11 protein-coding genes are annotated in these 13,312 nt (G+C 69.7%); 9 read left to right on the top strand and 2 right to left on the bottom strand.

Features of this window, described 5'->3' with window-relative positions; translation table 11 throughout:
* Positions 1 to 126 precede the first annotated feature (126 nt).
* Positions 127 to 2,118, top strand: coding sequence for an ATP-dependent DNA helicase (locus ABT288_RS26515; RefSeq protein ID WP_351612464.1), 1,992 nt, complete (start codon positions 127 to 129; stop codon positions 2,116 to 2,118).
* Between the two features lie 154 nt (positions 2,119 to 2,272).
* Here ABT288_RS26515 and lexA read toward each other — a convergent pair whose 3' ends face one another.
* Positions 2,273 to 3,052: a transcriptional repressor LexA gene (gene lexA / locus ABT288_RS26510; RefSeq protein ID WP_055710152.1), complete on the bottom strand. Its 780-nt coding sequence runs from the start codon at positions 3,050 to 3,052 to the stop codon at positions 2,273 to 2,275.
* Between the two features lie 565 nt (positions 3,053 to 3,617).
* Between lexA and nrdR the strand changes: the two genes are divergently transcribed.
* Together nrdR and ABT288_RS26500 are read left to right on the top strand one after the other, a co-directional pair.
* Complete coding sequence (gene nrdR / locus ABT288_RS26505; protein WP_351612461.1) at positions 3,618 to 4,169, top strand: transcriptional regulator NrdR; 552 nt, start codon at positions 3,618 to 3,620, stop codon at positions 4,167 to 4,169.
* 164 nt (positions 4,170 to 4,333) lie between these two features.
* Positions 4,334 to 7,234 (top strand): vitamin B12-dependent ribonucleotide reductase, encoded by a 2,901-nt coding sequence (locus tag ABT288_RS26500; RefSeq protein WP_351612458.1) that lies wholly within the window; start codon positions 4,334 to 4,336, stop codon positions 7,232 to 7,234.
* A 60-nt stretch (positions 7,235 to 7,294) separates the two neighbouring features.
* Here the strand turns inward: ABT288_RS26500 and ABT288_RS26495 are convergent, their stop codons facing one another.
* Positions 7,295 to 7,825: a TerD family protein gene (locus ABT288_RS26495; protein ID WP_351612456.1), complete on the bottom strand. Its 531-nt coding sequence runs from the start codon at positions 7,823 to 7,825 to the stop codon at positions 7,295 to 7,297.
* Between the two features lie 153 nt (positions 7,826 to 7,978).
* Between ABT288_RS26495 and ABT288_RS26490 the strand changes: the two genes are divergently transcribed.
* The 6 genes from ABT288_RS26490 (at position 7,979) to ABT288_RS26465 (ending at position 13,297) form a co-directional block, all read left to right on the top strand.
* A complete protein-coding gene (locus tag ABT288_RS26490) occupies positions 7,979 to 8,584 on the top strand; it encodes a YdbC family protein (protein WP_351612454.1) in 606 nt (201 codons plus the stop codon).
* 153 nt (positions 8,585 to 8,737) lie between these two features.
* Positions 8,738 to 9,397, top strand: a complete 660-nt coding sequence (locus ABT288_RS26485) for a histidine phosphatase family protein (RefSeq protein WP_351612451.1) — start codon at positions 8,738 to 8,740, stop codon at positions 9,395 to 9,397.
* 12 nt (positions 9,398 to 9,409) lie between these two features.
* A complete protein-coding gene (locus tag ABT288_RS26480) occupies positions 9,410 to 10,315 on the top strand; it encodes an ADP-ribosylglycohydrolase family protein (RefSeq protein WP_351612450.1) in 906 nt (301 codons plus the stop codon).
* 359 nt (positions 10,316 to 10,674) lie between these two features.
* Positions 10,675 to 11,058 carry a hypothetical protein gene (locus ABT288_RS26475; RefSeq protein WP_351612448.1) on the top strand — a complete coding sequence of 128 codons (384 nt, stop codon included), beginning with the start codon at positions 10,675 to 10,677 and terminating at the stop codon, positions 11,056 to 11,058.
* Positions 11,059 to 11,122: 64 nt separating this feature from the next.
* Positions 11,123 to 11,617, top strand: coding sequence for a nucleotide exchange factor GrpE (locus tag ABT288_RS26470; RefSeq protein WP_351612445.1), 495 nt, complete (start codon positions 11,123 to 11,125; stop codon positions 11,615 to 11,617).
* A 105-nt stretch (positions 11,618 to 11,722) separates the two neighbouring features.
* Positions 11,723 to 13,297 carry an Hsp70 family protein gene (locus ABT288_RS26465; RefSeq protein ID WP_351612442.1) on the top strand — a complete coding sequence of 525 codons (1,575 nt, stop codon included), beginning with the start codon at positions 11,723 to 11,725 and terminating at the stop codon, positions 13,295 to 13,297.
* Positions 13,298 to 13,312 lie beyond the last annotated feature (15 nt).

Genomic DNA, 13,312 nt, shown 5'->3' with positions numbered 1-13,312 from the left:
GCCGGAGTTCCCGCGTTCCGAGAAATTTCCGAAGCCCATTTCCCTCAGGAGCCAGGCCGTGATCCCGCCCTCCCTCACCCGCTTGACCGCACCTTTGTCGGTGCCGGGCCGTAGGGTGGTCGGGCTATGACGAAGCCCTCCCTCCCCGAACTCCTGCATGCCGCCGTCACAGCCGTCGGCGGCACGGAGCGCCCCGGCCAGGTGACCATGGCCGAAGCGGTCGCCGAGGCGATCGACGACGGATCCCACCTGCTGGTCCAGGCCGGCACCGGCACCGGAAAGTCGCTCGGCTATCTCGTGCCCGCGCTCGCGCACGGGGAAAGAGTGGTCGTCGCGACGGCCACGCTCGCACTCCAGCGCCAGCTCGTGGAGCGCGACCTGCCGCGCACGGTGGAGGCCCTGCACCCGCTGCTGCGCCGCCGCCCGGAGTTCGCGATGCTCAAGGGCCGGTCGAACTATCTCTGCCTGCACCGCCTGCACGAGGGCATGCCGCAGGACGAGGAAGACGGCCTCTTCGACCAGTTCGAGGCCGCCGCGCCCACCAGCAAGCTGGGCCAGGACCTCCTGCGGCTGCGGGACTGGTCGGACGAGACGGAGACCGGCGACCGGGACGACCTCACTCCGGGCGTGTCGGACCGCGCCTGGGCGCAGGTGTCGGTGTCGTCGCGGGAGTGCCTGGGCGCGTCGAAGTGCGCGTACGGCGCGGAGTGCTTCGCGGAGACGGCCCGCGAGCGTGCCAAGCTCGCCGAGGTCGTGGTCACGAACCACGCGCTGCTCGCCATCGACGCCATCGAGGGTGCGCCGGTGCTGCCGCAGCACGAGGTGCTGATCGTGGACGAGGCTCACGAGCTCGTCTCCCGGGTCACCGGCGTCGCGACCGGCGAGCTCACGCCCGGCCAGGTCAACCGTGCGGTGCGCCGGGCCGCCAAGCTGGTGAACGAGAAGGCCGCCGATCAGCTCCAGACCGCCGCCGAGGGCTTCGAGCGGCTGATGGAGCTGGCCCTGCCGGGCCGTCTGGAGGAGATCCCGGAAGACCTCGGCTACGCGCTGATGGCGCTGCGGGACGCGGCCCGCACGGTCGTCTCCGCCATCGGTGCCACACGCGACAAGTCGGTGCAGGACGAGGACGCGGTCCGCAAACAGGCGCTGGCCTCGGTGGAGACGGTGCACGACGTGGCGGAGCGAGTCCTGAACGGCTCGGAATGGGATGTCGTCTGGTTCGAGCGGCACGACCGCTTCGGCGCGTCCCTGCGGGTCGCTCCCATGTCGGTCTCGGGCCTGCTCAGGGAGAAGCTCTTCGCCGACCGCGCCGTCGTCCTCACCTCCGCGACCCTCAAGCTGGGCGGCGACTTCAACGGCGTCGGTGCGTCCCTGGGCCTGGGCCCGGAGGGTGCCGCGGGCGAGGACCTGCCGAAGTGGAAGGGCGTCGATGTCGGTTCGCCCTTCGACTACCCCAGGCAGGGCATCCTCTATGTCGCCAAGCACCTCTCGCGCCCCGCGCGTGACGGTGAGCGTTCCGACATGCTCGACGAGCTGACGGAACTCATCCAGGCGGCCGGCGGTCGCACCCTCGGGCTGTTCTCGTCCATGCGGGCCGCGCAGCTCGCGGCGGAGGAGCTGCGCTCCCGGATTCCCGGGTTCCCGATCCTCCTCCAGGGCGAGGAGACGCTCGGCGAGCTGATCAAGAACTTCGCGGCCGACCCGAAGACCTGCCTGTTCGGCACCCTGTCCCTGTGGCAGGGCGTCGACGTCCCCGGCCCGAGCTGTCAGCTGGTCGTCATGGACAAGATCCCGTTCCCTCGCCCCGACGATCCGCTGATGAGTGCCCGGCAGAAGGCGGTGGAGGACGCGGGCGGCAACGGCTTCATGGCGGTGGCCGCCACCCATGCGGCCCTGCTCATGGCCCAGGGCGCCGGCCGGCTCGTCCGCGCGTCGGGAGACCGGGGCGTGGTCGCCGTACTGGACCAGCGACTGGCCACCGCGAGGTACGGCGGCTATCTCAAGGCGTCACTGCCCGACTTTTGGTACACCACGGACCGTAACCAGGTGCGCAAGTCGCTCGCGGCGATCGACGCGGCGGCGAAGGCGGCGGAAGCGCAGCAGGCCGAGGCGAAGTGATCGCGGGGTAGCCTGACCGGCCGCCGGTCAGGCTACCCCGCGATGCGAAAGCAGAGAGCAGCCCCCTGGACACAGCAGGACCCCGGAACCGGCGCAGGGGTTCCGGGGCCCGGTCAGGGGGCGAGCCGGCCGTACGGCCCGCTCGCCGCAGGCGTCACACGCGCCGCAGCACCGCGACGACCTTGCCCAGGATGGTCGCGTCGTCGCCGGGGATCGGCTCGTAGGCCGCGTTGTGCGGGAGGAGCCAGACATGGCCGTCCTCGCGCTTGAAGCGCTTGACGGTGGCTTCGCCATCGAGCATCGCCGCCACGATGTCGCCGTTCTCGGCGACGGGCTGCCGGCGGACGGTGACCCAGTCGCCGTCGCAGATGGCGGCCTCGATCATGGAGTCGCCGACGACCTTGAGGACGAACAGTTCACCGTCGCCGACGAGCTGGCGGGGGAGAGGGAAGACGTCCTCGACGGACTCCTCCGCGAGGATGGGGCCACCGGCGGCGATGCGGCCGACCAGCGGGACGTACGACGCGGCGGGCTTGCCGGCGGTGTCCGTGGGCTGCACGGTCACGGCCTGGTCCGAGCCCCGGACCTCGTAGGCGCGCGGGCGGTGCGGGTCGCGGCGCAGGAAGCCCTTGCGCTCCAGCGCCATCAGCTGATGCGCGACCGAGGAGGTGCTCGAGAGGCCGACGGCCTGGCCGATCTCCCGCATCGACGGCGGGTAACCGCGCCGCTGCACGGAGTCCCGGATGACTTCGATCACTCGGCGCTGGCGGTCGGTCAGTCCCGAGCTGTCCGCCCGGATGCCTGGAGGTCGGCCCGGCAGGGAGCGCTTGTGTCCCTCGGGATTCGTGGCTTCGTTCATCACGTGTACCGGCTCGACTCGTCCCTGGGAGCGGTCCTGGGCGGTGATGGTGGCACTGTCTGCGGTGGTGGTCACGTCGGCCCCTCTCGATGGTCTCCCTGCTGGACAACGGTAGTTGCTTTCGAAAGGTTGCGCCAAACACACGTTCGAGTGAAAAAGTGCGATTCACCTGACGCGATCACGTGTCTGGGTGTATTGCTGACGCGCCACCTGGCGGGCAAAAGCGCCCATTGTTGTACTCTTCCCCGCCGGGGTCGCCGACCTTGTGGGCCGCCGCCCCAGTCTGCCATCCGGAACCTGCTCGTCCGGGTTCCGGGGCCCTTCTGTGCCGGAGTCCCACGCGTCCTCCGTGCGGCGCCCACGGTATCTCCGTAAGTCGCACAGCGATACGCCTCTGCGCCCGCGTGTCTCCGCAGGCCCTCGGTGTCCCGGGCGTCCGCTTTCGTTCCTCGCGACACGCGAGTTGGCCTTGATGTATGAGCCAATCCCCACATCTAGTGGTTGGATGGCTACACCGGCCCAGAAGTTGTGGTCCCCCCGGTCTGAGGCGGCTCTGCGATCGCCTATGCTTAGGGCTGCTTCACGGGGCCCCTGTGGCCCGATGAGGTTTTTGAGTCTGCTGTGAGGAGGGTTGGAGATCATGCACTGCCCCTTCTGCAGGCACCCCGACAGCCGCGTGGTCGACAGTCGTACGACCGACGACGGCACGTCGATCCGCAGGCGCCGCCAGTGCCCCGACTGCTCCCGTCGTTTCACGACCGTGGAGACCTGCTCACTCATGGTGATCAAGCGGTCCGGGGTCACCGAGCCTTTCAGTCGTACCAAGGTCATCAACGGCGTGCGCAAGGCATGCCAGGGACGGCCTGTCACCGAGGACGCACTCGCCCAGCTCGGCCAGCGGGTCGAGGAGGCGGTGCGGGCCACCGGAAGCGCCGAGCTGACCACCCACGACGTCGGGCTGGCCATACTCGGCCCGTTGCAGGAGCTCGACCTCGTCGCCTATCTGCGATTCGCCTCCGTCTACCGGGCGTTCGACTCGCTGGAGGACTTCGAGGCCGCCATCGCGGAGCTGAGGGAGACGACGCGAGGCCCCGCCGCGGACGAGGAAGACGCGGGAGCGGGGGGCCAGGAAGACGAACGCGGGCCCGGCGGGACCACTGAGGTCCCCGTGCCCGCCCACGCCGCCGACTGACCGGCGGGCCGGAATCCGGAGGAGAGCCGGGTTCCGGCCGGAAGGCGGCGACCGAAGACCTGTTGCGGGTGGCAGCTGAGGGTGCCCGCAACACAAGACAGAACACCGTGCCACGGGAACAAACGGGGCACTTCAGGGCGTTTTTGCCCGTACAGGGAGGCGGCATGACAGAGACGGCGAGCGGTCCGGCACGAGGTTCCCGAGCCAAGGGCGCCAAGGCCACCAAGGGGCTGCGTATCGAGCGCATCCACACCACCCCCGGCGTGCACCCGTACGACGAGGTGTCGTGGGAGCGCCGTGACGTCGTCATGACCAACTGGCGCGACGGCTCGGTCAATTTCGAGCAGCGTGGCGTCGAGTTCCCCGACTTCTGGTCGGTGAACGCGGTCAACATCGTCACCAGCAAGTACTTCCGAGGTGCCGTCGGCACCCCGCAGCGCGAGACCAGCCTCAGGCAGCTGATCGACCGCATCGTGAAGACGTACCGGAAGGCCGGCGAGGACCACAGGTACTTCGCCTCGCCCGCCGACGCCGAGATCTTCGAGCACGAGCTGGCCTACGCCCTCCTGCACCAGATCTTCAGCTTCAACAGCCCCGTCTGGTTCAACGTGGGCACCCCGCAGCCCCAGCAGGTCTCCGCCTGCTTCATCCTGTCCGTCGACGACTCCATGGAGTCGATCCTCGACTGGTACAAGGAAGAGGGCATGATCTTCAAGGGCGGCTCCGGTGCCGGGCTGAACCTCTCCCGCATCCGCTCCTCCAAGGAGCTGCTGTCCTCCGGCGGCAACGCCTCCGGTCCGGTCTCCTTCATGCGCGGCGCCGACGCCTCCGCCGGCACCATCAAGTCCGGCGGTGCCACCCGCCGCGCCGCCAAGATGGTCGTGCTCGACGTCGACCACCCCGACATCGAGGACTTCATCGAGACCAAGGTCAAGGAGGAGGAGAAGATCCGCGTCCTGCGCGACGCGGGCTACGACATGGACCTGGGCGGCGAGGACATCACCTCCGTCCAGTACCAGAACGCCAACAACTCGGTTCGTGTGAACGACGAGTTCATGAAGGCGGTCGAGGAGGGCGACAGGTTCGGCCTGCGCGCCCGCATGACCGGTGAGGTCATCGAGGAGGTCGACGCCAAGGCGCTGTTCCGCAAGATCGCCGAGGCCGCGTGGGCCTGCGCCGACCCGGGCATCCAGTACGACGACACCATCAACAACTGGCACACCTGCCCCGAGTCCGGCCGGATCACCGCGTCGAACCCGTGCAGCGAGTACATGCACCTGGACAACACGTCCTGCAACCTGGCCTCGCTGAACCTGATGAAGTTCCTGAAGGACGACGGCAAGGGCAGCCAGTCCTTCGAGACCGAGCGCTTCCAGAAGGTCGTCGAGCTGGTCATCACCGCGATGGACATCTCGATCTGCTTCGCGGACTTCCCGACCCAGAAGATCGGCGAGAACACGCGCGCGTTCCGCCAGCTCGGCATCGGCTACGCCAACCTCGGCGCCCTGCTGATGGCCACCGGCCACGCCTACGACTCCGACGGCGGCCGCGCCCTCGCCGGTGCCATCACCTCCCTGATGACGGGTACCGCCTACCGCCGCTCCGCCGAGCTGGCCGCGGTCGTCGGCACGTACGACGGCTACGCCCGCAACGCCGACGCCCACCAGCGCGTCATGAAGCAGCACGCCGACGCCAACGGCGCGGCCGTCCGCATGGACGACCTGGACACCCCGGTGTGGGCCGCCGCCACGGAGGCCTGGCAGGACGTCGTCCGTCTCGGTGAGAAGAACGGTTTCCGTAACTCCCAGGCGTCCGTTCTCGCCCCGACCGGCACCATCGGCCTCGCGATGTCCTGCGACACCACCGGCGTCGAGCCCGACCTGGCTCTGGTGAAGTTCAAGAAGCTGGTCGGCGGCGGCTCGATGCAGATCGTCAACGGCACCGTCCCGCAGGCCCTGCGCCGCCTGGGCTACCAGGAGGAGCAGATCGAGGCGATCGTCGCCCACATCGCCGAGCACGGCAACGTGATCGACGCCCCCGGCCTGAAGCACGAGCACTACGAGGTGTTCGACTGCGCCATGGGCGAGCGCGCCATCTCCCCGATGGGCCACGTCCGCATGATGGCCGCGATCCAGCCGTGGATCTCCGGCGCCATCTCCAAGACGGTCAACATGCCGGAGACGGCCACCGTCGAGGAGGTCGAGGAGATCTACTTCGAGGCCTGGAAGCTGGGCGTCAAGGCGCTCGCGATCTACCGCGACAACTGCAAGGTCGGCCAGCCGCTCTCCGCCAAGACCAAGGAGAAGGAGAAGGCCGAGGTCACGGAGAAGGCCGAGGCCACCATCCGTGAGACGGTCGAGAAGGTCATCGAGTACCGTCCCGTCCGCAAGCGCCTCCCCAAGGGCCGCCCGGGGATCACCACGTCCTTCACGGTCGGTGGCGCCGAGGGCTACATGACCGCCAACTCCTACCCGGACGACGGTCTCGGCGAGGTGTTCCTGAAGATGTCCAAGCAGGGCTCGACCCTCGCGGGCATGATGGACGCCTTCTCCATCGCGGTCTCCGTCGGCCTCCAGTACGGCGTGCCGCTGGAGACGTACGTCTCGAAGTTCACCAACATGCGCTTCGAGCCGGCCGGCATGACCGACGACCCGGACGTGCGGATGGCGCAGTCGATCGTCGACTACATCTTCCGCCGCCTGGCGCTGGACTTCCTGCCCTTCGAGACCCGCTCCGCGCTCGGCATCCACTCCGCCGAGGAGCGTCAGCGGCACCTGGAGACCGGTTCCTACGAGCAGTCCATGGACGACGACGAGGTCGACGTCGAGGGCCTCGCCCAGTCCGCGCCGCGGGCGCAGGAGCTGAAGGCGGTCGCCACGCCGAAGGCCGAGTCCGAGGCGGCCAAGCCCGCCCCGAAGCAGGCCCACACCAGCGCCGAGCTGGTGGAGATGCAGCTGGGCATCCAGGCCGACGCCCCGCTGTGCTTCTCCTGCGGCACGAAGATGCAGCGGGCCGGGTCCTGCTACATCTGCGAGGGCTGCGGCTCGACCAGCGGTTGCAGCTGACGACGCGCGGTTCCTGAAGTGAGGTAAGGGGCGCCGGCCATGGGCCGGCGCCCCTTACCGCTATCGGGCTCTGCCCATGACCCGGGTGAAGGTCGCCGGGTCCTCCTCGAAGCCGTGCACGCCGGGACGGAAGATCCACTCCCCGTCGGCGTCACGGACGAATTCCGCGATGGTGGCCGCCGTCGCCCCGAGGACCGAGGCGAAGTCGTCCTGGGCGAGCACGGTGTAGCGGTCCTCCCGGATGCGCATGGCCGGATTCAGCACGCCCGCGAAGGTCCTGTGGCCGGACCGCTGTTGGATGACGACACCGACCACCACGCGCGCGTACCGGGCGTCGAGCCGGTCCAGCTCCAGCGTCATGACCTCGTCCCAGCCGAAGCCCCTGCCGTCGGTGCTGTCCCGGTTGAGGAAGATCGTGCCGTCCGGTGAACGGCTGTCGAAGTGCACCAGATAGGCCGGGGTCCCGTACGGGTCGCCCGACAGGAACGTCGCGGCGACGAGGTCGAGATCGGTGGGAGGCCGGCCCGCAGGACTCGGGTCCCACTTGAGCCCGACCTCGACCTTGGTGATTCCCTTGCTGAAGCCGGTCAACAGGCTTCCCCTTCCCCCGGGTGGTTGCCTCACTCCCCAACTCGGGTGCAGTCAGGGCTCCTTGTCCATCGTGCCACGCGCGCGGGGCGCGTGCGCGGGCGATCTCCGCCGGAGCGTGACCGACGCCACGTCCCGTGGCCTTACGATGGCGCGGTGCTGGTCAAGTGGATTCGCTGCACCGTGGTGGACCGCCGCGGTTTCGAGCGGGGGCAGCGGAAATGGGCGGGGCTTCCGGGGGAGCCGGGTTTCCGGGGGCAGGGTGGAGGCTGGAGCCGGCAGCGGCCGGGGGTGGCGCACATCTTCGCCTTCTGGGAGAGCCGTGCCTTCTACGACTCCTTCATGGCCCGCTCGCACGACCGCCTGGCGGCCACCCAGTCCGGCACGTTCAAGGACGCGCAGGTCAAGCTGTTCGAGTACCGCTTCGATGTGAAGACGGGCTTCGAGCCGCGGTTCACCGACTCCGATCTGATCCGGGTGGCCCTGTGCCGGGTCCACGAGGAGCGTGTCGAGCACTTCACGCTCATGCAGGAGAAGGTCTGGAACCCGGCGATGGCCGGTTCGCCCGGCATGATCCGCGGGATGTTCGCCGAGGCGCCCGGGCATGAGTTCCTGGTCCTGTCGATGTGGCGGGCGGCGGCCGAGCACGGCAAGTACCGCACCGAGCGCGTGGAACGCCTCGCGCTGCGTGCCCAGACCGAGGCCGACGTGGCGGCGCTCTCCGGTGACATCGTGGAGCTGGAGCCGTCCTGGACGGTCTGAGACCACCGTCGTACGTTTGAATGGCAAACTTACCGGTCCTGAGGTGCGGGTCATGGCGTCCGGGACGGCCCTGGAGACGGGATTCGTGTGACCTACGCCGTATGGAGCCCGTACGAGTGCTCGACTCTCCCCCGCTCGATCTAGGGTTCTGGCATGGCACGACCACGGCGCATCGTCCTTGTCCGGCACGGCGAGTCCACGGGCAACGTCGACGACTCCGTGTACGAGCGCGAGCCCGACCACGCTCTCGCGCTGACCGAGCGCGGCCGGCGGCAGGCGGAGGAGACCGGCAAGGAGCTCCGGGAGGTCTTCGGCCGGGAACGCGTGAGCGTGTACGTCTCCCCGTACCGCCGGACGCACGAGACGCTCCGCGCCTTCCACCTCGACCCCGACCTCATACGGGTCCGGGAGGAGCCGAGGCTGCGCGAACAGGACTGGGGCAACTGGCAGGACCGCGACGACGTGCGCCTGCAGAAGGCCTACCGCGACGCGTACGGCCACTTCTTCTTCCGGTTCCCGCAGGGCGAGTCCGGCGCCGACGTGTACGACCGGGTCGGCGGCTTCCTGGAGAGCCTGTTCCGCAGCTTCGAGGCCCCGGACCACCCGCCGAACGTGCTCCTCGTGACACACGGACTCGCGATGCGGCTGTTCTGCATGCGCTGGTTCCACTGGACGGTCGCGGAATTCGAGTCACTGTCGAACCCCGGGAACGCCGAGATGCGGATGCTCGTTCTGGGGGACGACGGCAAGTACACGCTCGACCGGCCTTTCGAGCGCTGGCGGAAGCCGGTGCCGTACTGGGTGAACGGATAGAGTGGCAGAGCGATGACCGCTGACTCCTCTTCCTCCGGGCGCCTGGAGCGCGCCCTGTCGAGCCTGCACGGACTGGCCGTGGGGGACGCCCTCGGATCCCAGTTCTTCGTCCCGGCGAACTACCCCCTGCTGAAGCGGCGCGAGCTGCCCGCGGGGCCCTGGCAGTGGACGGACGACACCGAGATGGCCTGCTCCGTGGTCGCCGTCCTGGCCACCCACGGGCGCATCGACCAGGACGCACTGGCCCGCTCCTTCGCCGAGCACCACGACTTCGACCGGGGTTACGGCCCCGCCGTCAACCGGCTGCTGAGACTCGTCCGAGAGGGCGAGGACTGGCGTGAACTGGCCGCCGCGCTGTTCAACGGACGGGGCTCCTGGGGCAACGGAGCGGCGATGCGGATCGCGCCGCTGGGCGCCTGGTACGCGGACGATCCGGAGCAGGCGACCCACCAGGCGGAGATCTCGGCCTACCCCACCCACCAGCACCGTGAGGCCGTCGTCGGCGCCATGGCCGTGGCCGCCGCGGCGGCGCTGGCCGGCTCGCCGGACGGCCCGCCCAGCCCCGAGGCGCTCCTCGACGGCGTCATCGCCCTGGTGCCGAAGAGCGCCGTCGGCCAGGGGCTCCGACGCGCCCGGGACATGCTCGACTACGACGACGCGGGCACGGTCGCGGCGGTGCTGGGCTGCGGACGCCGTACGACCGCCCACGACACCGTTCCCTTCGCCCTCTGGTCCGCCGCGCGGAGTCTGGGCGACTACGAGGCGGCCTTCTGGACCACGGCCGGGGTCGGCGGCGATGTGGACACGACCTGCGCGATCGTGGGCGGTGTGCTCGCCTCCGGCAAGGCGGGGACGCCGCCCGCCAAGTGGGCGGAACGCTCCGAGGCGCTGCCGGACTGGGTGCCGACCGGGCTCTGACGGGCGTAGGGAACTTGGAAACACTCCGTGCCCGCCGGGAACTCTCCGTGACCGTCGCGCGTTCCTCCCATGTCCGCCGTACGCCGCGGCCTGCGGCGGAGGGCTGACGGACAGGTGGAGAGTGACGGTTCGGAGGGGGTGGAGATGCCGTGGGCGAGGAGCTTCGGCGACTGCTTCTTCGTCCCGTCCTCGGCGGCCGAACCAGACGGCGTCGTCAGGATGGACGGTCCGAGCGAACCGCCCGCCTGCTGCGCGGAGTTGAGCATGCGACGGCGGGATTCCCGGAATCGGGTCTCCGCGGGCCCACCGTGCCTTACGCTCGATCCACGACCTGTGTGTGGGAAACGGTGGAGGGCCTCGTGGACCTGATTGCCCCCGAACTGCTCATGGCCCTGGCCAGCGGAACCGCGGGTGCGGCGGGGGAGCAGATCTGGACGTCCCTGCGGGATCTGGTCAGACGACGGCATTCGGGAGCGGAGCCGAGCGACCAGCGCGAGTTGACCGCCCTCGCCGAGGCGCCTGACAGCGCGGAGCGTGCTGCCGAGCTGGCCGAGGTACTGGCTCGCCGCGCCCGGCAGGACCCCGCGTTCGCCCAGGCACTCGCGGCCTGGCGGCGGGAGGCCGAAGCCCTGGAGGGTACCCGGACCGGCGCGGGCGATGTGCACAACACGATCTCCGGGGGCACTCAGAGCACTGTCGTCCAGGCGCGGGACGTTCACGGCTCCATCAATCTCGGTGGCTGACGCGGTGGACGGTCGTCACAGCCTCGGCTGACGCGTCGTGCCCCCGTGGTCTAGTGTGAGCGACGTGTCGGAACGAGTCGAACCCTGTGCGCTCGCAAGTGAGTTCACCGCTGCGCTCGCTCGTCAGCAACAGCTCGCCGAACGCCGCGAGGAGGTCGTGACCAGGCTGCACGACGAGGTCGAGCGGCTGCGCCGGGGCGAGATGGAAATGGCGCTCGACCTGGTGCGCCACTCCCTGATCCGGCTCCACGACCAGATCCTGCGCCAGGCGGAACACGTCACCGGGCCGCTCGGCGTCGAGGAGCTGCGTGCCCTGCTGACCGCGCTGGCCGACGAGGCGGCGGACACCGTGGGCAGGACCGGCGTGGAGCGGTACGTCCCCCGGTCCGGCGAGGCATTCGACATGGCGTTGCACCGTCCGGTGGGCCGCGTCGCCGCCGAAGGTCCCGAGGCGGACCGGACGGTGGCACACGTCGTGGCGGCCGGATTCGTCCAGGGGGAACGGGTCGTACGCAAGGCCGACGTCGTGGTTTCCCGGTGGGAACCGGAGGCCTCGTGAACGTTGGCTTCTCCGCCGGGCTCTCAGGGCACGACTTACCAGGACAACTGACGAACAGCAGACGGGACGGCTGCGAGCGCGGCCGTCCCGGTGGCGGGAGACCGTATGGCCGTGTACGGCATCGACCTGGGGACCACCTACTCCTGCGTCGCACGGATCGACGACGTCGGCAGACCGACCGTGCTGCGCAACCTCGAAGGGGCGGACACCACGCCGTCCGTCGTCTACTTCGAGAGCACCGACAGCGTCGTCGTGGGACAGAGCGCGAAGGACGCCACCGTCCTCGACCCCGATCACGTCGTACAGCTCATCAAGCGGGACATGGGCGATGTGGTGCCGCGCGAGTTCCACGGCCGCACCTACACACCCGAGGAGATCTCCGCGCGCATCCTGCGCAAACTCGTCGAGGACGCGAAGGCCGCCGGCGGTGAGGAAGCGCGCGACGTGGTGATCAGCGTGCCCGCCTACTTCGGGCTCGCGGAGCGGGACGCCACCCGCAAGGCGGGCGAGATCGCCGGCCTGCGCGTTCTCGACGTCGTCGCCGAGCCCGTCGCGGCCGCGCTCGACTACGGGGCCCTGGACGGAGACGAGGAGCGCGGGGACCGGGCCATCCTCGTGTACGACCTGGGCGGCGGCACCTTCGACACCACCGTGCTCACCCTGCGCGGGCGCGAGCTGACCGTGCTGTGCACGGACGGTGCCAAGGAGCTGGGCGGCAGCGACTTCGACGACCGTATCGTCGTGCACCTGGTGGAGCGGTTCCGCGAGCGCTTCCCGGACGTCGACGACCCGCTGTCCGACCCCCAGTCCGAGACGCAGCTGCGCAAGGACGCCGAGGAGGCGAAGAAGGCGCTGTCCTTCCGGGAGCGCTACACCGTCCGCGTCATGCACCAGGGCAGGGTCGAAGCGGTGGAGCTGACCCGGGAGAAGCTCCAGGAACTCACCGGCGACCTGCTCGACCGCACCATCGACATCACCCGCCGCACGGTCGAACTGGCCGCCGAGCGCGGGGTGTCGCACTTCGACGAGGTGCTGCTGGTCGGCGGCGCCACCAAGATGCCCGCGGTGGCCGAGGCCCTGCGCACCCAGTTCGGCTTCGAACCCAGGCTGCACAACCCGGACCTCGCGGTGGCCCGCGGCGCCGCGATCTACGCGCTGGACCGGGCCGCGTACATCGTCTCCAGCGGTGAACTCCCCGCGGACCAGGTGCCGGACGTGCCGGAGACGGGGCTGCCGCACCGTCCGTACCAGATCTCCACCGTGGCCTCGCGCGGCTACGGCATCCAGCTCGTGGAGCGGACCACGGACCGGCGCTACGTCTTCCACCTGGTGCACGCCAACGACCCCCTGCCCGTGTCGGTGACCGACGAGTTCTACACCACGCACGCGGGGCAGCGCAGCGTGCGCATCCGCGTGATGGAGCAGGCGGGCGTGGAGGAGTCCGAGGAGCTGGCACACAACACCTGTGTCGCCGAGGGGCACCTGGCCATTCCGCCGGGCAAACCCGAGAACTGGCCCATCCAGTGCGTCTACACGCTGGACTCCTCCGGACTCCTCGGCGTCGTCGCCGTCGAGAAGGAGAGCGGCGAGAGGCTCGAACTGACCGTGCAGATCGGAGGGATGACGCCGGACGCGGTCGCCACCGCACGGGACGCTCTGAGCCGGCAGCGCTTCAGCTGACGCGGGGGGAAGGAC

The sequence above is a fragment of the Streptomyces sp. NPDC001093 genome, from assembly GCF_040298985.1.
GTDB lineage: Bacteria > Actinomycetota > Actinomycetes > Streptomycetales > Streptomycetaceae > Streptomyces.
The sequence above is the reverse complement of the archived record's forward strand: the minus strand, read 5'-3'. Positions and strand labels throughout refer to the sequence as shown.

Excerpts from the sequence above, each read along its gene's own strand:
- ABT288_RS26515 (WP_351612464.1), top strand. The coding sequence starts at position 127 with ATGACGAAGCCCTCCCTCCCCGAACTCCTGCATGCCGCCGTCACAGCC.
- nrdR (WP_351612461.1), top strand. The coding sequence starts at position 3,618 with ATGCACTGCCCCTTCTGCAGGCACCCCGACAGCCGCGTGGTCGACAGT.
- ABT288_RS26500 (WP_351612458.1), top strand. The coding sequence starts at position 4,334 with ATGACAGAGACGGCGAGCGGTCCGGCACGAGGTTCCCGAGCCAAGGGC.
- ABT288_RS26485 (WP_351612451.1), top strand. The coding sequence starts at position 8,738 with ATGGCACGACCACGGCGCATCGTCCTTGTCCGGCACGGCGAGTCCACG.
- ABT288_RS26480 (WP_351612450.1), top strand. The coding sequence starts at position 9,410 with ATGACCGCTGACTCCTCTTCCTCCGGGCGCCTGGAGCGCGCCCTGTCG.
- ABT288_RS26465 (WP_351612442.1), top strand. The coding sequence starts at position 11,723 with ATGGCCGTGTACGGCATCGACCTGGGGACCACCTACTCCTGCGTCGCA.